The sequence below is a fragment of the Cytobacillus sp. IB215665 genome, assembly GCF_033963835.1.
Lineage (GTDB): Bacteria > Bacillota > Bacilli > Bacillales > SM2101 > Nanhaiella.
Genome location: NZ_JAXBME010000005.1, coordinates 311,573 through 333,608, shown reverse-complemented (window position 1 = coordinate 333,608; position 22,036 = coordinate 311,573). Strand labels below are relative to the sequence as shown.

The 22,036-nt window shown below is 33.2% G+C and carries 20 protein-coding genes; 4 read left to right on the top strand and 16 right to left on the bottom strand.

From position 1 onward, the window contains the following. Nucleotides 1-446: 446 nt before the first annotated feature. The 5 genes from SLH52_RS09760 to SLH52_RS09740 all read right to left on the bottom strand — a co-directional run bounded on the left by SLH52_RS09760 (nt 447) and on the right by SLH52_RS09740 (nt 5,663). Nucleotides 447-2,213, bottom strand: a complete 1,767-nt coding sequence (locus SLH52_RS09760) for a methyl-accepting chemotaxis protein (RefSeq protein ID WP_320209070.1) — start codon at nt 2,211-2,213, stop codon at nt 447-449. Nucleotides 2,214-2,637: 424 nt separating this feature from the next. Further along, the gene (locus SLH52_RS09755; protein ID WP_320209069.1) at nt 2,638-2,793 is read right to left on the bottom strand and encodes an aspartyl-phosphate phosphatase Spo0E family protein; all 156 of its coding nucleotides are present in this window, start codon (nt 2,791-2,793) and stop codon (nt 2,638-2,640) included. 45 nt (nt 2,794-2,838) lie between these two features. Beyond that, nucleotides 2,839-3,039, bottom strand: coding sequence for a hypothetical protein (locus tag SLH52_RS09750; protein ID WP_320209068.1), 201 nt, complete (start codon nt 3,037-3,039; stop codon nt 2,839-2,841). A gap of 996 nt (nt 3,040-4,035) precedes the next feature. Further along, nucleotides 4,036-4,452: a DUF6326 family protein gene (locus SLH52_RS09745; RefSeq protein WP_320209067.1), complete on the bottom strand. Its 417-nt coding sequence runs from the start codon at nt 4,450-4,452 to the stop codon at nt 4,036-4,038. A 233-nt stretch (nt 4,453-4,685) separates the two neighbouring features. Next, nucleotides 4,686-5,663, bottom strand: coding sequence for an NAD(P)-dependent alcohol dehydrogenase (locus tag SLH52_RS09740; protein ID WP_320209066.1), 978 nt, complete (start codon nt 5,661-5,663; stop codon nt 4,686-4,688). Nucleotides 5,664-5,831: 168 nt separating this feature from the next. Between SLH52_RS09740 and SLH52_RS09735 the strand changes: the two genes are divergently transcribed. After that, nucleotides 5,832-6,449, top strand: a complete 618-nt coding sequence (locus SLH52_RS09735) for a TetR/AcrR family transcriptional regulator (RefSeq protein ID WP_320209065.1) — start codon at nt 5,832-5,834, stop codon at nt 6,447-6,449. Nucleotides 6,450-6,554: 105 nt separating this feature from the next. Here SLH52_RS09735 and SLH52_RS09730 read toward each other — a convergent pair whose 3' ends face one another. Continuing rightward, nucleotides 6,555-6,866, bottom strand: a complete 312-nt coding sequence (locus SLH52_RS09730; RefSeq protein ID WP_320209064.1) for a helix-turn-helix domain-containing protein — start codon at nt 6,864-6,866, stop codon at nt 6,555-6,557. Nucleotides 6,867-7,458: 592 nt separating this feature from the next. On the opposite strand from SLH52_RS09730, the gene SLH52_RS09725 reads away from it, so the two are divergent. After that, a complete protein-coding gene (locus tag SLH52_RS09725) occupies nt 7,459-8,463 on the top strand; it encodes an LLM class flavin-dependent oxidoreductase (protein WP_320209063.1) in 1,005 nt (334 codons plus the stop codon). An 856-nt stretch (nt 8,464-9,319) separates the two neighbouring features. On the opposite strand, the gene SLH52_RS23360 is transcribed toward SLH52_RS09725, so the two are convergent. From SLH52_RS23360 to SLH52_RS09690, 9 genes are all read right to left on the bottom strand, one after another. Then, entirely contained in the window at nt 9,320-9,511 is a 192-nt protein-coding gene (locus SLH52_RS23360) for an FDLD family class I lanthipeptide (RefSeq protein ID WP_413785506.1), read from the bottom strand. 86 nt (nt 9,512-9,597) lie between these two features. Continuing rightward, a complete protein-coding gene (locus tag SLH52_RS09720; protein WP_320209062.1) occupies nt 9,598-9,798 on the bottom strand; it encodes a hypothetical protein in 201 nt (66 codons plus the stop codon). 404 nt (nt 9,799-10,202) lie between these two features. Beyond that, nucleotides 10,203-10,403: a hypothetical protein gene (locus SLH52_RS09715; protein WP_320209061.1), complete on the bottom strand. Its 201-nt coding sequence runs from the start codon at nt 10,401-10,403 to the stop codon at nt 10,203-10,205. A gap of 99 nt (nt 10,404-10,502) precedes the next feature. Beyond that, complete coding sequence (locus SLH52_RS23355; protein WP_413785505.1) at nt 10,503-10,709, bottom strand: FDLD family class I lanthipeptide; 207 nt, start codon at nt 10,707-10,709, stop codon at nt 10,503-10,505. A 100-nt stretch (nt 10,710-10,809) separates the two neighbouring features. Further along, nucleotides 10,810-12,213 carry a lanthionine synthetase C family protein gene (locus SLH52_RS09710; protein ID WP_320209060.1) on the bottom strand — a complete coding sequence of 468 codons (1,404 nt, stop codon included), beginning with the start codon at nt 12,211-12,213 and terminating at the stop codon, nt 10,810-10,812. Nucleotides 12,214-12,245: 32 nt separating this feature from the next. Then, nucleotides 12,246-14,159: an ABC transporter ATP-binding protein gene (locus tag SLH52_RS09705; protein ID WP_320209059.1), complete on the bottom strand. Its 1,914-nt coding sequence runs from the start codon at nt 14,157-14,159 to the stop codon at nt 12,246-12,248. Next, complete coding sequence (locus SLH52_RS09700) at nt 14,156-17,437, bottom strand: lantibiotic dehydratase (RefSeq protein ID WP_320209058.1); 3,282 nt, start codon at nt 17,435-17,437, stop codon at nt 14,156-14,158. The genes SLH52_RS09705 and SLH52_RS09700 overlap by 4 nt, the downstream gene beginning before the upstream one ends. A gap of 131 nt (nt 17,438-17,568) precedes the next feature. Further along, nucleotides 17,569-17,796 (bottom strand): hypothetical protein, encoded by a 228-nt coding sequence (locus tag SLH52_RS09695; RefSeq protein ID WP_320209057.1) that lies wholly within the window; start codon nt 17,794-17,796, stop codon nt 17,569-17,571. 369 nt (nt 17,797-18,165) lie between these two features. Then, nucleotides 18,166-18,306, bottom strand: a complete 141-nt coding sequence (locus SLH52_RS09690) for a hypothetical protein (RefSeq protein WP_320209056.1) — start codon at nt 18,304-18,306, stop codon at nt 18,166-18,168. A 153-nt stretch (nt 18,307-18,459) separates the two neighbouring features. On the opposite strand from SLH52_RS09690, the gene SLH52_RS09685 reads away from it, so the two are divergent. Further along, the gene (locus SLH52_RS09685; RefSeq protein WP_320209055.1) at nt 18,460-19,344 is read left to right on the top strand and encodes a helix-turn-helix domain-containing protein; all 885 of its coding nucleotides are present in this window, start codon (nt 18,460-18,462) and stop codon (nt 19,342-19,344) included. A 319-nt stretch (nt 19,345-19,663) separates the two neighbouring features. On the opposite strand, the gene SLH52_RS09680 is transcribed toward SLH52_RS09685, so the two are convergent. After that, on the bottom strand, nt 19,664-20,506 hold the full coding sequence (locus tag SLH52_RS09680) for an SDR family oxidoreductase (protein WP_320209054.1): 843 nt from the start codon (nt 20,504-20,506) through the stop codon (nt 19,664-19,666). A gap of 237 nt (nt 20,507-20,743) precedes the next feature. Between SLH52_RS09680 and SLH52_RS09675 the strand changes: the two genes are divergently transcribed. Continuing rightward, complete coding sequence (locus SLH52_RS09675) at nt 20,744-22,012, top strand: MFS transporter (RefSeq protein ID WP_320209053.1); 1,269 nt, start codon at nt 20,744-20,746, stop codon at nt 22,010-22,012. Nucleotides 22,013-22,036 lie beyond the last annotated feature (24 nt).

The window sequence follows — 22,036 nt, the reverse complement described above, 5'->3', positions numbered from 1 at the left end:
AATGTTCTTCGTTTAAAGGTCGTAATATTCAAGACTCTTTTTGTGAACTATGTTGTTATATACATGAAATTACCTCAATTAAAAATAGATTAAATTCATATTTATCGATGTATAATAATAGATATCACGAACGATCATTGTATACGTGTGTAGTTCATAGTATGAGAAGCTACCATTAATGCGAACACAACCTTATTCATATTCCTTTGATTAGGCTGTTTTCGGATTTTTTGTTGCAAATTTATCACCATTTATAACTAGCTTTCGTTATTAAATAATTGGGTGCGGATTATGTAGCCGTTGAAAATTTTATATAATAGCATCAAATCAAAAAAATAACAAATAGAACGATTATTAGACATTAGAATTTTTCAAATAGTATTTACACGCTTTCGCCATTTTAAGTGAACATTCATATAAACTTAGATCGCTCCATACTAAAATAACTATACTTTAAAAATGGCAATGGACTTGTTTAATTGATCTACTACCTTCATTAATTCATGCGCAGCAGCATCCATATTTTCTATTAAGGCTAACTGTTCTTCAGCAGCAGCAACAACATTTTGTGATTTTGCAAAAATGTCATGAGAGGTTGTTTTAGAATTAGCCATGGATGAGGCGACCTCTTGTGAACTTGCAGCTAGTTGTTGTGTAATTGCTGAGGTCTCATGAATATGATCACCCATATCTTTAATATGTTTTGAAATGATTTTAAAATCTTCACTAACCTCTACCATGGATTGATTGCTTTTCGCTGATTCTTCTACTGCAGATTTCATACTCTCTGTTACATTAGAAATTTCACTTTGGGTATCAACAATTAATGTTTGAATACTTTCTGCAGATTCCAATGAACTTGTAGCCAGTTTTCTAATTTCCTCAGCAACTACTGCAAAACCACGCCCTTGTTCCCCAGCTCTTGCTGCTTCAATAGAGGCATTTAATGAAAGAAGATTTGTCTGATTAGCGAATGTTGTTATATTGTCTATGATAGAGCCAATTTTGTCAGAACGTTGATTTAACGAAGTAACAATGGTAGCTAAGTGTTTAATTGTGTTCATCATACTTTCAATTTGATTTTGCAGTTGTATAACTACTTCATTTCCTTTATCTGCCTGATGATCTGTTTTTTCTGAAAGCATCGAGATATACGAAGTACTTTCAGCGATTTTTTGAACACCTGTTGCCATTTCTTCCACGGATGTGCTCGTTTCATCTATCATGTTTGCTTGGACTTCTATTCCTCCAGTAATAGTCTGTATATTATCAGCTACATGGTTAGTAGCAGCTGAAGATTCTTTACTACTTTGACTTAGCTCAATAGAAGCTTTTTGAACAGTTTTAGAATGTTCATTAATACTAAAAATGAGCTCCCTTAATTTTGAAACCATTACATCTGAACCCTTTAACATTTTCCCGAGTTCACTATTCGTATACTTGCTTTTTAATTCAACTTGAAGATTACCTTCACTCACATCCTGTATTTTAAACAAAATTTCATGTATTGTTCTAATCATTCCACTAATGAAAAGTAAACCACCTCCAGTAATCATTAAGAAGAAGAATAAAAAAATGGAAAAAAACCATATTTTAGTTGTTTTGTTTGAAAGGTGTATATCATCAATATTATTTAGTGCATAATCATTTAATATATCTCCAGATATTTTTAAGTTATCACGTGCCGCTTCAAAAACAGGTAGTGAATCCTTATACAAAGTATAGCTTGGATCCTTTTCTTCAGTGATTTTAGCCCAAACCCCAAAATGTTCCTTAAAATCTAATAGTAGCTGTTGAATCGTTATGTTATTAGTGTCAGTTTGAGATGAAGTATCTTCCTGAGTGTTATCCTCGATAGATGGTTGTGTAATGTCTTGTAAGCTTTGCTCTTGAATAATAGTTAAAGACTCGTCAACTTTTTCAACTGCTCTTGTAATGTTACTTTGAATATCTAGACGTGTTTCTTCTATATATTCATCTGAATTCCCCTCTATTGTTAACGACTGGAACCCAACTAATGCTTGATATAAATCCTTATCGGCATCTAAGATTAAGGAGTTTGTTTGAAATGACGTATCATACAAAGACTGTATAAGCTTCTCTACATTTCTATCATTTAAATACAGTAATATAGAACTGGACAATAAAGATAATAATAAAGGTGTACAAAAGAGTATTAATAATTTTTTCTTAACTGAAGTATTCTTAAACATTGTTTGTCTCCTTTACGAGCTTAGGAAAGTTCTATAGCAATATGCTGTCTGCTGTTCATTAATGGCTGTTTTTGCATTGATAAGTTCTCTCGATTTATTAAGAAATAAATATGAATATAATTAACATTTGTAAAAATGGCATCAAAGTTTACCAAAAAAGAGCCTGCTTAATATCTCCGTGCTGTGTTATTGTTTATAGACCTCATTTTCGTTCGCTCCATATTTGTATAAGATGCTTTCGCATAAATTATTTTTTCGTACTATCATTTAAAACACGTATATATCTACCTTTTTGGCATCTTTCCTACTTTAATAATGAGGCTCAGAAAAAATCTCCCCTTACTGTCCACTTTTAGTAAAATGGCATCAAAGTTTACGAAAAGAGCATTTGTAAAAACAGAAAGTGCACATTCATAAATAAAAATTAACTCAACCTTTTATAGAAAATCAGATAATGATTAATCAATTGATCTAGCTCTTGACTACATCTAATGACTTTTTGGCTTGTAAGTCCCTCTCTTGTTGCAATTCTTGTCATCTCCTCTCTTTTTTGTTCAATAGTTCGTTGTAATTGATTCATTGTTAATACTCCTTTGCAGCACAATTTTATCAATCAAAATACACTTCAACTGTTTGTTTTAGAGGAGTTTCCCTCTTGGTTTATTAGCTTGAGCTTGTTGTCTAAAAATGACATTAAAAGACTATTTAAAGCAGTTATATTTTGTACTTCTTCAAGGAGTTTAATCAGTACTTCTCTTTCAATTTTTACAATAGATTCATAGTCTGATTTTCTAATGAGCTCTTTTAGTATATTGCTATATTCCATAACATCCCCCTTTATTTTTTTCGTTATCTTGAAACAACACTACCTTCTTTAAAACCTTTAAAAATCTATACAACTAACAATTATTCGTTGATTTACAATACTCTTTTAAACAATTTAGTTGTTTTTTTCCTAAGAAAAATGATGTATTTGTGGCATCTTTTTTCCTTACAATGATGATCGCTGTATGAACCACTTGTTATAATCCTTAGTAAAAAGAGCAACATAAATTACATGATGAGCTAAAAATATATATTTTACAGGTATAAGGAACGATCATAATATCAATTGTTAACGTTGTCATTTCAATGCCTATGTGATACTCAATTTCATTACCTATCTTGTTTTTACATATAAGTATTTTCCTTACTATTACATAATTTAAAATATAATCTAGAAATTACATTAGCCAAATCATGCACTTAAATATCATGACAGAACCTTACAATAGTTGGTGGCATGTATATGATGTTTAGAAAGGCTTTTTCCTTGTTGCTTTTCGTAATAAGAGCTAAACAAGAATATTACTAAGGTTCAGGACATCTTTTCCTCTCTATAGTCTATAAAAACACATAGTAGGTAACAGTTACTCAAATGCAAGTGAAAAAAGTACTCAAACTCCAAAAGGGGACCATGGTGTAATGCCAACTTGCAGCAAACATAAATGGCTAGGCTAAGATGTGAAATTGTCCAATAGGATGATAACGTGGTTTGGTTGAATAGCAATTTGAATGATGTTTTCTTAATACAAAGCTAGCACTAATGTAATACTCCTTTCTATTTTCGACATATTATAACAATCTTGTCTCACAAATATCTCACAAAAAAACAAAAGCTATTTATAATATTCATGCAAAAAAAACGCCTTCAATTATTAACAAAGGCGTCAAGTATGTTCGAATTTTTTGCTACATAGATTGATTTACAAGAGTAGGGTGTATTAATGATAGTAAAAGGGTCGTAGTGTGGTGATATTGTTAGAAGGTAAAATAAAGCAGGTTACTTTGAAGGGTTAGGGTTAGGCCAACGCCATGCACACCATATGATTGCGATTAAAGCTATTATTTCCATAGTTAAAAAGAAAATATCATCTAGATCATTTATACCACCAAAGATGATTAGCATAATCATTGTAATGAAACTAGCAATAATGTTTATTAAGCGATTAATTCTGTATTGCAATATTCGCGAGAGAATTACCATAGCAATAGGAATTTCTAACAGTATTCCAAATACCAATAAAAGCTCTTCGGTAATTAACGTTCCATTCACATTTCCCATCATCATTTCCTGTAGAAGTCCAGGTCTAAATAATTCATGTATATCCCGAAAAACGACATTTAACAATACAAATATCCACAATGCTGAAAGTGTTGTTTTTCTATCAAGATCAATTATTTTTTTCTCTGTATGCAATCTCATTCTCCTTTCTTAAACAATCTTATTCTAAATGCTGTTATTGTATTTAGCATTTATGTTTTCATACTTAGAGTTACATGAAATAACTAATGATCGTAACATCCTTTCTGCTCAAAAGACTAATAAATTATCTAAAGCATATCTAATTTCCTCAAATTTTTAATGAACAAAGTACTAATTTTTGTGTATAAGTAGAACGATAATTTAATCACTTCACCCAGCAAGTATAGTTACTCTACAGTTATAATTACTTTTCCCCTAGCACGCCCGGTCTCAAGATACTTAAGCGCTTCAGCTGCTTCATTTAACGGGAAACATTTATCAATGACTGGTACAACTTTCTTAGATTCAAGTAGCTCCTTTAAATAAAGCAAATCTTCTTTGTTCGTATGAACCGTTTTCATCATACCGATAGTCTTCCTGCCTGTTCGAGAAACCCGTCTTCCTTTGACGTTAATTTCAATTAAACGAGCCATATTCGTAAATCCTGCTATAGCACAAGTTCCATTCGTTCTTAACGCCCTCTCTAAATCTGAAACAGAACGATTTCCTACAGCATCAAAAATGAGATCATATTCCATTCCGTTATTAGTAAAATCATCCTTTGTATAATCAATAACGTTATCTGCACCAATAGAGCGTACCAAATCCACATTTTTTGTGCTACATACCCCAGTTACCTCTGCCCCTATTGCTTTCGATATCTGTACTGCGAATGTCCCCAATCCTCCTGACGCACCATTAATCAACACTTTCTGCTCTGGTTGAATTTTCCCTTCGTTGCGTAAGCCTTGCAATGCAGTAAGGGCAGCGATTGGCACAGCAGCTGCTTCCTCAAAAGATATGTTAGCAGGCTTCATAACCAATGCACCTTCAGGGATTGATACATATTCTGCAAAACCTCCCAAGCCTGTTTCAAACTTCTCTCCAAATACTTCATCACCTATCTTAAAATGTGTTACATTGCTACCAACCTTAACGATCTTTCCTGCAATATCTGCACCAAGCTGCATGTTTTTAGGCTTAAAGAGACCATTTTCTATACGAGCTAAAAATGGCTTCGCTCTCATAAAACGCCAATCAAGTGGATTAGCAGCAGCTGCATTCACTTTTACAAGTACTTCCCCTTCCTTTGGAATCGGCTTTGCTACTTCTTTGTATTGAAGAACATCAGGTGACCCGTATTTAGTGAAAACAATAGCTTTCATCAGTTTCCTCCTTCATGTTATTCATTTTGGTATAGCAAATTTTGGTTATTATTGAATTTTATTCATCTTTAGTGTATACTATACGGTGTAGTTTACATATAGTCAATACCTATTTTGCACTACACGGTGTAGTTTATGTAAAATTTTTAAGAAAGTGAGTATGAAGCGATGGATAACAAAAAAGTTTTGGAAACATCAAAAAAACGTCAAGCTATTATGGACGGGGCTATTAAAGCATTTGAAGTAGAAGGATACGAAAAGGCATCTATGGATCGTATTTCCCATCATGCAGGAGTTTCTAAACGTACAGTTTATAATCATTTTTCAAATAAAGATGATCTATTCCAAGCAGTGTTCAAAAGATTTTTATCTGAACAAGAATTATTAAAAAACATAAGCTATAGTCCTGATAAAACGATAGAAGAACAGCTTGAGCTCTTTGCTGATGCAGAACTTTTTCTAGTTAATGACCCTAATCGACTAGCATTGTGTAAAGTACTTACTACTGTATTTATGCAAGATTATCAGCTACTTAAGAAAACAAAGACTAAATATGGCCCTCCTCACGATAATCTCGTAGCATGGTTAACATCTGCAGATGCAGATGGACGAATGATAGTACCTGACCCATACATGGCTGCCCAAATTTTTCATGCCATGGTTGAAGGAGCTTTAACATGGCCTGCACTTTTCCAACCCTGTCAGAGTAATGAACAGTTTAAGCCCTTAAAAGATGAAATAATAAAAACTTTTTTAAGCAGATTTGAAAACAAAGCGTCATGCTAGTTGCACAATCAAACTTTCATAAAATCAAATGAAAGTTGACTTTTCACGCAAAATCTCTATCACTTATATTTAAGCGATAGAGATTTCTACTGTTATACTATCTACTCAATGTGTCCATTTTTCTGCCCATTTTTCCAACGCTGTAATCGTTTCAGCTAAGTCTTTACCTTTTTCCGTCAACTCATATTCAATCCGTACTGGAGTTTCAGGGTAGACATGCCTAACGACATAATTATCTTGCTCTAAATTTTTTAAGCGCTCTCCTAATACACGGTGACTAATGTTATCAATGTCATCTGTCATCTCTTTAAAGCGCTTCGAACCTGACAATAACGAACGAATAATTAAAAGAGTCCATCGCTTTCCTAATAAATCACATGTGTGTTGGAAGTTTGCACATGACTTTGATCTTTCCAAATAATTCACCCCCAAGAAGTGCTTATATAAGTGGCTGTTTTCACCTTAATTTGTTTTTTGCTAAGAAATAATTGCGCTCGTAATCAACCAGATGTTTCCTCATCTTTTCTTCTATTTAACGCTGACAATCGCGTAAACCTGTAATTTGATATGATATTGTGAACACAGTAACAATGTTTTTGAAAGGATGTTTTTCACCTTGATTGTTGTTTTTAGCACTAAGAAATTGCCTCGTATATAACTAGAGTACATGGCGGCTTTCTTCTGAAAAACGATGACAACCGTATAAGTAACAATAGCAGCCAAGTTTATCGAAAGGGCCTTATGAAAAGAGCTTTGTATTCACATATATTGTCGCTTTTTGTACAACATTAATAAATACATGTATGCCCATATAGAATTGTATATCTTTTCGTTTTTCAATCTCATGATACTATTCTTAATTTGTCATCATAACACGAAAGTTACAAAGGACTTATATATTTTGACAGATGTGTTATTTCATTATATCATAAAGAAATAGTTAGTTACATTAAGTAAGTAAATAATATAAAGTTACTATAATATTCTATTATGAAAGGAAATGAGATAAATGGTCCGATTAAGTGTGTTAGATCAATCACCCGTACCTGAAGGTGTGACACCAGTCGAGGCGATCAATCAAACAGTGAAGCTCGCTCAAATAACAGAAAAGTTAGGCTATCATCGTTATTGGGTTGCTGAGCACCATAGTTCTACTAATCTTGTAAGTTCCACACCAGAAGTGCTTATATCACATATAGCTGCAAAAACTTCAAAAATTCGTGTAGGTTCAGGTGGGGTCATGCTTCCACATTATAGCTCATATAAGGTGGCTGAAAATTTCCGTATGCTTGAAGCGCTTTACCCAAACCGCATAGATTTAGGAGTAGGTAGAGCTCCAGGTGGCCATTCACTTTCAACAATGGCCTTAACAGGAGGAGATACGAAGAAGTTCCATCAATATCCAAACCAAATCCAGGAATTAGTCGGTTATTTACACGAAGTTGAAGAATATAAGCTACACCCTGGGTTAATAGCAACACCTGAAATATCAACAGCACCTGAACTTTGGATGTTAGGTTCTAGTGGTGGTAGTGCTAAATTGGCAGCCGAATTAGGCGCTTCATATACATTTGCTCATTTTATTAATGGTAATGGTGGGCAAGGTGTCGTTCGTCAATATCAAGATAATTTTAAACGTTCTCCCGTGAATCAACAGCCTCATACAAGTGTTGCTGTCTTTGTCACTTGTGCTGAAACGATTGAAGAAGCAGAAAGCATAAACAAAAGTATTGATTTAGCAGCACTATTGTTAGAAAAGGGCGAGAGTAAACGTGGGGTTCCTAGTATTCAACAAGCGCAAGAATATAATTATACTGAGATGGATTACATGAGAATGAAAGAAAATCGTAAGAGAATGATCGTAGGTAACCCAATCCAAGTAAAAGAACAACTAGAATCATTAAAAGAATCTTACAATGCAGATGAAATAATGATTGTAACTATTACGCATGACTTTGATGCTCGAGTACGCTCCTATGAACTCATCGCTGATGCTTTTGGAAATACAAATTAACTTATAATGATACAACATTGACTATTGTCTTTAATGAAAGAATAAATATTTGCAATATAACTATTTACTACCTTCCAAATATATAATATACTGGATAATGATAGAAATACTAAGGAGGTCTACACATGATAAACGAAATAAATAAATCAACGAACTTAATAAATTGTAATAATCGGCCTCTATTGGATTCTATACTTTAATAGAACATATTTATGATGCATATAAAACCATAGAGAGCCTCTCTATGGTTTTTTTATGATGATAGAATAAATATGGCGCTTTATATTCAAGCTAACCATATTTTTCTACAATAGTGTTAAATACTTTTTTGTGCCTCTCTTTTATCATTTTTTTGAGGTACTCCACTAAGTATTTATATAAATTAAAAAGACCATAACGGTCTTTTTTTTATTTTATTTAGGAAGGTGATGGTTAAGATGAAAAAGCATATCAATCGATTAAGTAGGTTAATAATATTCCGGTTTTATTAACAAGGCTCATTTTTCGTAAAAGCCAAAAATAGCCATTATTAACGTGTAACTATAAACAGATTTCAAATTGAGAGGTGAACTTGTATGCACAATCCAGATTTTCTAAAAGACCTATCCCTTTGGCATTTCTATGACTTAATGCGGGAATGGCGAAGAAAAAAACAAGTAAGTAAGGATTAATAATACCTACATTGAAGATGCAACCTTTATAGAATAAAAGAATAATCCAATAGGGTCAGGCTTACCAAATCTATTATTTTGATAAGAGTTGATAGTCTCATTTAATTTAGGGGGTCTGACCCTTTGTTCTCAAGAAACTATAAATACGGATAACTAGGTAAAAAATCACTATTAGTATTTATCTCTTAACAAATATCAGTGGTACCACAACCACAATCGCTGAACTCAGTGGCATTGCAATCGTTGGATATACACTCCTCTGAATAACAATTACATGATGGCGTTGTTAAACATATAGCTGATAGACCCTCTATTGTATTATTTGAATTTGAACTCGACTTAATTTGCAAATCTAAGTCAAAAATATTTTTGTTCATATTGTACTTTTCCCCTAGTTTTTAATTTTTACTCTTCACACTTTCCCATTTAATCAGTGAAAAGAGGATAACTTGCTACATTTTCTTCAACAAATATCACTGGTACCACAACCACAAATACTAAATCTTGTTGTACAATCGTTTGTTTCGCAATCATTTGAAGGACAAACCATTATGCTACAACCACATCCACTATAAAAACTGAGACATTCTTCCGTATCCCCTGCTAGTGTTTTAGTTGAACCTTTATTAATCTGCAAATCTAAATCAAAGATATCTTTGTCCATCTTGTACTCTCCCCCTTAGCAATAAATTTTATAACTTCTCATTTCACATCAAATCATTTAACTTTTGAATCAGTTTTATAACAATTGGTTAACTAATTACATTTTCCTCAACAAATATCACTGGTACCACAACCACAATCACTGAACTCAGTCACATTGCAATCGTTGGATATACACTCCGATGAATAATTACATTTATGTGCTGGAATTGTAACACATATATTTGAATCCTCTATTGTATTATTTGAATGTAAATTCGACTTAATTAATAAATCTAAATCAAAAATATCTTTGTCCATTCTTTTCTCTCCCCTTTAGCAATTAATATTTTCTCTTCTCATTTTCTTATCATTATAATATTCTATTTGATTAGTTGAAGAAGTGGATAAATCACTATTTTTTCTTCAACATATTTCACTCGTTCCACAACCACAATTACTAAATCTAGTGTTATTGCAATCGTTCGTTTCGCAACCATTCGTAACAAGCCAAGGACAATCACAAGAACATGTGCTCCAACTGATACAATCGTCCGTGTCCCCTGCTAGTGTTTTATTTGTGCCTTTATTAATTTGCAAATCTAAGTCAAAAATATCTTTGTTCATATTGTACTTTCCCCCTAGCTTTTAATTTTTACTCTTCACACTTTCCAATCATTTCAGTATTCAATTTAATCAGTGAAAAGAGAACTTACTACATTTTCTTCAACATATTTCACTCGTTCCACAACCACAATTACTAAATCTAGTGTTATTGCAATCGTTCGTTTCGCAATCTATTGACAGGCACAAATGATTACATGTTATGCATGTACATGTGCTAGCAGAGATACAATCGTCCGTGTCTCCTGCTAGTGTTTTAGTTGAACCTTTATTAATTTGCAAATCCAAGTCGAAAATATCATTGTTCATAATATACTCTCCTTTTGTTCCATTATCTTATGGTAACAACTTATAGTTTCATTTCACTGATTCTCATATTATTTCACCTTGTCATAAGGCATAACATTCTTTACGAAATAAGAAACATTGAATCCCAGTTAGAATTATTTTGATTGATTAAGCTTAAGAGTACTAATGCAGATCCAGTAGCTCCTTCTAACAATCCTGGATTATGGATAAGTGTTTCTTCACCTTCCCATGGTCGGATATCATAATACCCGAAAGGGAATTCGGGGTTGTACATATCTAATACTAGATCTATGAGCCTGTTACGCCCTTCCAAAATCTCATTATTTCTTGTATCAAGATACATCCTATGAGCTATTTGTAATAATCCTATATAACCATGACAAAAATTAGGAGTATTAATATGCCATTGATTCATCGGTCTACTAAATGTTGCTTTAAAAGACTCTATTGCTAGCTCTTTCCACGATTTGCGTTCCAACACATCTCCTGCCAACCATATCGTTCTTGCTACTCCTGGAGAACCATAACACCATGCTTCTCGATGATATGTATTGTTCTTGCTAAGCTTCCCATCTATTAATTCTTCCCAAGAGACGGTAAGTGGCCAAATTGGACCAAACTCATCTTCTCTTTGCCATTCTAGTAACCAATTTACAATTCTTTCAATAGCTTCAACCTGACCTTTTACCTCTATACCTTCCTTTTTGGCTAAAACAAGGAAGGCTAACGGACCTGGAATACCGTGAGCTAAACCTACATTGAAATTACCATTTTTAAACTTTTCCCTTTCACTAGCCAAGAAAAGATTCTCGCTTCTTATATGCCATCCAGGTACAATTTTTCCATTCACCTCCTTAAACTCTGATAGCCTTATCACATACTGTATTACTTTTTCTAACGCTTCTTTAATATCCGGCTTCTCTTTATATAATAATAAATAGCGACCCAGACCTGCTGCACCTTCGATCGCATCATAATCATTCATTTTAATGTCATTTTGATTTAACTTATTGGTCAAGTACTTTATAAAGCTAGGTAAATTAGCTACAATATGATTGTGGACTGTCGTGATTAAGCTGGTATATCTGGTACCTTGTCTTGATAATGCAAATGCTGCCATACCGACTCCGGCTAATCCACTATATAGTGAAAAGGTAGATATCCCTTGTTCTTGTACCTTCTGTTGAATTTGAACCATATACTGATGACCTATCAAATCCCATCCATCATCTGGTGAAAACCTATCCAACTCTCCAAATAATAAACAATATCCAGCCATACCTCCTGATAATCCTAAACCCAAGTAAATATTTAACTCTTTAGAAATAATAGATTCTACATTATCTACACTTTCCCCATCAGATTGCTTCCACTGCCTTATGTTTTCCTCTACTATTTCTGAACTTTCTAATCTTTTAGCTAAATCAACAACGATTTTATTTATTTTTGTTAATTGCTCCTCAGATAATTCGGAGGCTGCTTGCTGCTCAATATTTATCATCATTTTATAGTCCTTTCTTAGATCATTAATAGTATTTAACTAATAGATACCTGTTTCTTAGAATCTTCTTTATCGAAAAAGGAGGAGACTTGAGCATCGTATAATTGAGCATAGCGACCACCTAAATTCATTAGTTCATTATGGTTTCCTTGCTCAACAACGCTCCCTTGATCCAACAATAAAATATGATTCGCAAAGCGAACCGTTGAATAACGATGTGTAATAAACAGTCCAATTCGATTAAAAACAAGCTCTTGAAATTTCTTGAATACTTCTTTCTCAGCCAATGGATCAAGAAAAGAACTAGGTTCATCCATAATGTACAGATCGGCATTTCTTATAAAAGCTCTAGCTATAGCTATTCGTTGCCATTGTCCCCCAGATAATTGTTGTCCTTCACTAAACCATTTCCCAAGTTGGGTATCAATACCGTTAGGAAGCTGTTTAATTAGGTTTTCGATTCCAGCACGGTCAGCGGCCTTTTCAATGTTCTCATTATCCATTACCTTGTCTAAATCTCCAAAACCAATATTCTCTCTCACTGGCAATTCATATTGAACAAAATCTTGGAAAACAACCCCAAAATGTCTTTGCAAAATATCTTTATTATATTGACGAATTGATATCCCATTAATCAAAATCTCTCCCTCAAAATCTGTATACAATTGGGTTAGTAATTTGACTAACGTACTTTTCCCAGATCCGTTTTTACCGACAATTGCTAAAGTTTCTCCCTTACTCACTGAGAAAGTAACTTCTTTTAAAGCATAAAAGTCAGATCCCTTGTATTTAAAAGAAACATTTTTAAATTCTATTTTTTCTACAGTTGAAAGAGGAATTGCCAGTTTCTCTTTCAATAAAGAGCTATCATTCCCTTTACTATGATTGATGACTTGATTATCCATTCGAAATTGATGCTCAGTTATAGGCATATCTAAAAAATTAAAGAGCTGCTCTAAGTACAGATTATTTTGGCAAAGGGAAATAATACTTTCCACCACTCCTTGTGCGGTGGATTCAGTTAACCGAATAGCTTGAATCAAACCTACTACATTCCCTACTAATATTTCTTTAAGGTACGCAGACCATAGAACTAATAAAACAATAGAATAGTTAATAACCATTGTAATGAGCCTAAATATGGTTGAAATTTTTATTCTTTTAATGAGAAGTAAGCGGTCCTCTTGATAAAAATGTTCAATTATTTTATTATATCTTTTTAATAAAATGCTACCTAGATTGTATATTCTAACCTCTTTAGCTGATTTATCATTTGTGATTAAATAACTAAAATACCATGATTTTCTATTTTTTTCTGCTCTTTTCCAGCGGCGCAGAAACTCCTCCTGCCCTAAGCGCAAAAATGAAATAAATGACAGGAAAGGTATTAGAACTAGAACTAGTGCTACCCACCACTTCCAAACTACAATGACCATGATAGTAGACAGTAAAGTGACGATACTACTTATCATTCCGAGAATCGTTTTTAACGTTTGAAATGGTCGAGAGCCAGATTCATTTTGAACACGCTTTAGCTCATCCTGTATTAATGAGCTCTCAAAATCTTCTAAATTCATTTCTACAGATTTCTCTAAAATTAATCGATTAATTCTGTTTGATAATAAACGTTGAAGCAAAGTATCGAAATACTGATAAATTATAGTTAAGATCATGTCAAATAATGACACTGCTATTAATACTAAAAAAGCAGTAACAATTACCTTAAATCCTTGATCCAATCCGATTGCTATCGAATTAATAAGCTCCTGTGTCGCAAGTAATGTAAATACTGGAAATAATCCTTTTAACAAAGTTAGACAGAGAATGACAAGAAAATAACTTTTTTTCGTTGTCCACAACAACTGAAAAACTCTAGGCCAATAACTAAATGAACGAAAGATGTTCTTCCAATTCAGCGATGTGTAGTCAAACTCCATTTGCTTGTTCAATCTCGAATCCCCCTCAAATATCTAAGGTTATGTAATGTATGTCGAGTGAGGCACATTACTTTTCGTTCATGGTTAAAGCTAATACCGAAGCGATTCATCGTCATATGAATGACACTAGATATAATATTTTCTGGTTGACTAATTAATTCTCCCCGTTGTTGATTAAGGTAAACTTGTTCCGCATACTGTCGAATTATGTCTCGACGCATTTTTAAGCAGCGATACACTAACCTTCCCTCTGAATGGCTCCTTAATTTTTCCCATTCACTGAAAGCGTTGCCAAGATCCATGTAATTTTTTCTCTTTTGTCTAAATTCTTTTAAATAATCTTTGTGCGAAAATCTCTCATTAAACCAGCTTAATTGTTCTTTGAATGATAGAGAAAAACATTCCATAATATCAATAGCACATATGACCGCAATAAGGTCAAGGTCTAAGGAAATTAGGTTTTCTCTTTTTAGCCGAAGTAATTCTGTCACCATCACACTATCAGCTTCAAAAACTTTTTCTGCCACTTCGATTAATGTTGCTCCACCATACCTTTCCACCTCTGGATCATAAGTATCAATGACCATACTTGATAGTAATCCTTCCTGCTGTAAATTCTTTCCCCATTGATGAATGAGCGGGATTAGTTTCGTATATAGGGTATCTGGTTTTCCTTTAAAACGTAAGCGAATATGTGGCTCTGGATCGGCATATCTCATAAAAAACCATTGATCTGCCCATTGATTTGCTGCTACCTTTTCGGTCAATGTTTTCATATGCCAAACGATAAACTCATCAATTCGACTAGATAAGCCATATAATTTTAGAAAAACCCACTCTCCTCCCGGTAGATAAGTTCGATGAACGGTTTCCAATTCGGATGTTACATTTGATTTTTCTTCTATTATATTAGAGGCGTTTTCCTTATTTCTTTCGTTAGATAATTGATCTGTTTGCTTAATATCATCATTTGAAAAATCTGTTTGTAATTGTTTTCGAACAACTGGGAAGACACACTCCATCATAAAGTTTCCTTGATTTCCCTCTAATGGTGAATCTGATAGATCAAATCCAGCTTCTGTTAGTAATAAGTGCTGACCTTCTTTTAGTTTTTCAAAATCCCGCCGTAATTCTAAAACAGTTAATGGATTTTCTAAGTCGAGGAGTAGCCTATTATCCCCTTCGGTTAAATAAACATATCGCGGAACCTCCCACTCAGTTTTCCAAGACTGTAAATGATTGAACCATATTTCATGACTAAGTGACTTGTCACTTGACAAACTATGAGGCGACATTTTCCACCTTGCCAAAGATAAAATTGCTTTACCGTAGCGAAGACGAGGCAAAAATGGTGATGAATCTAATGTACCCCACGAAAATGATTCCCACCTTCTTTCGTTCTCATTGCCAAGCTCCCTTAAAAAACGATATACATTCGGCCCCATCATCATATTTAGCATATGTCCTGACTTAGGAACTATTTTCTTTCCTAAACGTTTAGACCGCAAATAAAAAGAGTAATTGCCATCTTCCATAGTAATACCCACTAAAATATCATTTAATGGAATAGTATTTTCCTCTCCTTTTGATGAATTAGTGCCGAAAGTAATCTCATAAGGGCGGACACTTGGAGTAATTGCTACATTCGTAGCTCTTCCACTTGCTGGAAGATAAGCTAATTCTGCAAAAATATCTTCTGCTTGGTATGAACTTTCAATTTCATGGATATGCTCTAATTTATTGTAAATCTCATTCCCTAACATATTAGTGAATCTTCCAAACGTTTTCCCACCCCCGTTTGATCCTGAGTTTTGCGAAAGTATAATATCATAATTCCCCTTGTCTATCTCTTCTTTACTTGAGGATGCTAATGTAAAATATAATTCTAGAGATGACGGTGTATGATTTATATTTGGAGGGATTGGTTCTAAATCTTGAATCATGTCGTCTGTAATTTCAATCTCAAGCAGTTTATTTTTCTGTGCTTTTAAAACCCATTCCATTAATAGACTTTCTCTCTTAGTTGAAATGTTTGATCCTTGACTTTCAGCCCTCATCCGACTCATTGGACTCTTATATGTTGGCGGTGCTCCCAAGCCCATGTCTTCATCTAATAGCTTGAGAATTGGTACTTCTCTTGTTGTACCGTACTTGTCTAAAAACTTGTCTTTATATGTTTCTAAATGGGTAAAGCTTCGCTTATCGGGAGATAACCTCCACAGTATCTCTGTAACCTTAGATACTTCACCTTGTAGATGTACAGGTAAGATGATATCATCAGTCGCTATTTTCATATCAACTTGTACTGGATTTTTCACTTTCATCACTTTATTCATCGTCGCAACAAGCTCTTTGTAACTTTTTTCACCTTGACCAATCGGCATACAATTATAATGATGCAACTTATTTTGAACTTCATTTAACTGCTCAAGCAAATGATCAAGTCCGTTTAGTTTTCTTAATTGATTAATGACATAGCTAAAAGGGTCACCAATCGTAATCGGTGGTTTCAAGTTGCTGATGAGAAACTCTTGTTGGAACAACTGCATCAGGAATTGGTTGATTTTACTCACATCTGTAGTAGGGTAGGCCTCTTGCACCTTTTTCAGTAATTGGGTATATAGAATAGGAGATTTTGCTTGTTCAAGTACTAACTCAACAACTGGTGTAACGCGAATTGATGAATGTTCTATGCCTTTTGCTCCTGCAATTTCTCCATACCGATTAACATAAGGGAGCTTTGCCCGGCTACCTGTAAAATAAACCATAGAATTTGTCGTAATATGAAGTTGATGAACAATGTCTGAATTTGTTTCAACTGACTTAATTAGCTTTAATACCCATTCCATATCAGGACGGGATTTCTTCTGATGATTGGAAATACCCTTAACGCTTAACTGTGTTGAATCACCGATAATTCCATAAGAAACACCAGAACAAAGCCCATAAGGTGTAGGTCTACTAATCATGCGAATGAAATAGCGTATAAAGCCTTTTATTGCTTGATCCTTTTTCTTATTATTGTTGTCATTAGCTAGATTAGGAAGTGATTTTAGTAATGAAAGGCTAGACACAGCGATACTTTCTCGAATATAGGGATTTTGTGATAAATCTATTAATCTATCGATCATCTCAACTTTTTGACCTTCATAGTTATCTATATTTAGATTAAAAGTGTTCATGTAAAATTCTAATGGTAGCAATGGAGATCTTAACATAAAAAAATCTAAAGCTTGAAAATATGCACTTTCTTTCACTTTATTTTCTGTTTTGTTTTCAGCAACTAACATATAAAAACTCCTCTCATCCGATGTTCTTTCCATTTAATTTCACTTAGAGTATATTTATGAAGTAAAGGCAATACCACTCCTAATACGGAGTAGTATGCCTTTAGTTACATCAATACTTTAAATTCCCAACTTTAACAAATTCTAGTGCTGCCACATCCGCAAATACTAAATTTAGTTGTACAATCGTCAGAAGCACAATTATCTGTTACACAATCACTAGTAGGACAAGTTAAAGTTTCAGTACCACCACAGGTTTCAGCAAAACTAATGCATATACCACCATCACATGAACCGGATGCAGCTAATGAAGTTGATCCACTTGAGTTAATTTGTATGTCTAAATCAAAAATATCTTTCATAATTAGTTCCTCTTTCCTATATTTTTTAATCAGGCGCCTGTAAATATATTGAAACATATTTTTGAAAAAACATTAAATTCTGATATTTCCATAAAATCAACAAGGTTTTTCATTTATTTGTTTAATTGAAACCAAATACTACATGTTTCGTATAAAATATTCATATAGTTATATAAAATTTGCTATTATAAAAAAATGGGACATAGAATTAGTATAAATGTCCTAAAAAGGAGCATGTTTTGAATTAGATTTCAAAACATGCTCCTTTTTTAAAGTCAATTTTTCATGTTAGATAAAATATATTATTAAACTATCTTCTCATTGTAAAACTAGAAAAAGAAGTATTAGTAAATAATTAGAATCGTTCCTTTAATGCTGATTTGGCAAGTCTTCATCAATGTCGTCAATGGAAGCAATAAAAACGGTGTTACTTTTTTCAAATAAAGTAGAAACATCATGCCCAAAGACAAATAAAGTTGATAATAGAATTATAGATAGTATTTTTTTCATTTTATTACACCCCCTCTAATATTTATAATAACAAAAAGATAATTTCAAATCTTACAAAATTACCTATATTCTGCTATAATTTTCATGTGTAAATATACAAAATCCTCTATATTTCTTACAAAATATAACTTTATGAATATTTGGTGATTAAAAATGGACAATATAGCAAAAATAATAGGTGAAGAAATTCGTTACTTGAGAAAAAAAGCAGGGCTTACCCAAATTCAACTAGCACAAGGAACAGTAACTCAAGCCCAAATTAGTAAAATTGAAAGAGGAGAAGTCTTGCCATTATGCACAACCTTATATGAAATTGCCGAGACACTTGGGTTAGATGTCAACTATTTTTATAACTTAGCGTATACACCTAGATTTGATTATGTTACGGAAGTTAAGAAACAAATTAGAGATGCTATTCGAAAGAGGAATTATACTGAAGTTGAATCAATGATTAATGATGAAAGTAATTCTCCTACTTTTAGAATCGGTATTAATCATCAGTTTTTGTTATGGCATAAAGGAATTGTAGAATTTTACGTTTACAAAAATGTTGAAAAATCCCTAGAATTATTATTTGAAGCCTTATACTACGGAAAGCATAAAGAGTTACCAATCTTAAAATTACAACAAATAGAAATATTAAATAGTATTGGCATAATATATAACGAAACAGAAGATTATCTAAAATCTATAGAGGTTTATAAAGAAGCGTTTGTAAAACTACAAGATCTTCCCCAACATGATTTACATATAGAAATTAGACTTTGCTATAGTATGGCCAAGTCATTACACAAAATTAACGAATTTCAGCAATCTCTTACTTACAGTCAAAGAGGACTCAATTTATGCGTTAATGAAGAAATTTTATATTTATTAGGAGAACTACATCATATAACTGCACAAAGCTTTGAACAATTAGAGAATAAAAAAAATGCATATGACCACTTCATAAAAGCTAAAAACCTTTTCGAAATTGAAGGTCGGTTTCATTTTGCTGATATTGCAAATAGAAGTATTATTGAGTTATTAGGAGAATAACATTTTACTTATGTTTACCATTTTAATTATGTAACTATGTTCATGATATGTATGTCTTCACTTTATATTTTGTCGTTACACCCCACAAAATATTTATATGCAATTGACCTATTGTATAACTTCACAACCAAAAACAAAAAGTGAGTAATAGCTTTGGAAAAATGTAATACCTTTTCTCTAAAGTACTACTACTCACTTCCTATCATTATGTAATAAATCTTAAAATTTAAAGCCTTATATTTACACATCGTATGGTATATGACTGTAAGGTTACAAATATATAGCAGCATTCAGCTAAGATGCTATTTTCTCTACCATTCTACTTATATAATAACCGTAAAATATTCTTTTCCCATATGTTCCATGGTATTAAATGTTTCATGAACACGTTCATTTTTACACCTTTACCAATTTTATAACGAAGCTTTGGATTGTGTTTATTTGCCACAGATACAATCATCTTTGCCACATCTAAAGGATTCCCCAAGTTTTTTTCTTCCTTTGCTAGCCTTTCTTCAATTTTTGCTAAATGTGTTGTATAAGGAGAGTCCTCACTCCCTATGCTTGTAGAATTGGATCTTCCCACCTTCCACACATTTGTGGCATATGAACCAGGTTCAATCAACACAATATCGATTCCGAATGGCTTACATTCTATGCGTAGCGACTCACTATAACCTTCTACTGCATACTTTGAAGATACGTAAGCAGATATAGAAGGAAACCCTATCAAACCAGAAACACTACTCATATTAATAATCCGACCGCTTCTCTGTTTCCTCATTATAGGTAGAATTGCCTGAGTCATTGCCATCAAGCCAAATACATTCGTTTCAAATTGCTTACGATACTCATCAATTGTTACTTCCTCAGCAAAGCCTCCCACTGCAAAGCCTGCATTATTGACGAGTAAATCTACACTGTTGTACTTTGAGCATTTTTCTACTAACTTCTTAATAGATTCTTGACTCGTTACATCAACATATTCTATATCTACCTGTTCGAGTAAGTTGTGACTATTTAATTCCTGTTCAAGTTGTGCTGATTTTGTAAGGTCCCTCATAGTTGCGACCACATGAAAACCCGCCTTTGCTAGCTCGATAACCGTTACATAACCAAACCCGCTTGAAGATCCAGTAACGATAGCTGTCTTGTTAATCATCACTTTCCAACCTTTCTTTGTATGATAAATTCATAACACTCATATGTTAGATTACTGTTTTATCCATAATTTCACATTGTAAATTATTGTTTTTTTGATATGGAAAATATGACATTATTAATATATGGGTAATTTTTCATATAATAACTACCAGAATTTATTTTCTGTATATATTACAATATACCCTTTTTATCACTTGTCGAACAAAGGATAATTATTGGGAAGGAGGAAAATCTAATGTTGAAAGAGTTACATCCCAATATTCGTATTAGAATATATACGTCGTTTTTGAGTCGCGTAATCGCTTCAATGATTTTCCCATTTATGGCAATCTATTATACGAGAGAGTTAAACGCTACTTATGCAGGATTTTTTATATTAACTCAAGTCGTTATCCAATTTTTCTCTAGTTTATATGGAGGCTATTTTGCTGATACAATTGGTAGAAAAAAAATGATGGTCATTGGTGAATGGATGAAGGTATTCGCTTTTCTAGGTATGATCACAGTAAATTCCCCCATTTTCACATCACCTTTGGCTACATTTTTAATGGTCATTATTATGGGTGTGGCTTCAGGGCTTATAAATCCAGCAGCTGAAGCGATGCTAATCGATGTAAGTACGAAAGAAACTCGTACTTTAATGTATTCAATCAACTACTGGGCTGTCAATTTATCAATTATGCTCGGATTACTGGTTGGAGGTTGGCTTTTTAAAACTCATTTTTTCGAGCTACTAATCATATTATTTTTCATCTCTATCATCACTTTAACGATGACAATCACTCTTATTAAAGAAACATTTACTTCAAAAAAAACAGTGGAGGCGTTGAAACCGTACGGAATAAAACCACTACTACTAAGCTATCAAACTGTGATAAAAGATATACCGTTTGTCTTATTTACCATTGGTGGGATAGCAATATTATCACTAGAACACCAAAGAAATAATTTTATCGCAGTAAGATTAGAAGGGGAAATTATTCCAACAGTTGTGTCTCTATTTGGAAATATACAGTTTTCCTTAGATGGAGTAAAACTCTTAAGTTTATTATTCGTGGGGAATACGTTAATCATCGTATTGTTTACTTCATTTGTTTCAAAATTTATAAAAAATAAAGCAGAACAGCCAATAATGTATACCGGGTGCCTACTATTTGGAGCTGGCTATGCGATTCTCTCTTTTTCAAACGATTTTTTATTGTTGTTTATTGCGATTATTATATTGTCCATCGGTGAACTATTGTTTGTTCCAACTAGACAATCGATTCTAGCAGACATTGTAGAAGACAATCGCCGTGGTGCTTATATGGCATTTAATGGATTTATTTTCCAATTTGGCAAAATGTTCGGGGCACTCGGTATCATTGTTGGACAACAAATCGGTGGAATTGGAATGAGCTTTCTTTACATATTATTTGCTTTTATCGGCATAGCATTCGCGAGATTAGGAATCCTTAAGAGCTACGAAAAGAGGAAGGACCGAACATCCTCAACGGTTGTATAATTGCTAAATCATTGAAAAAAGAGG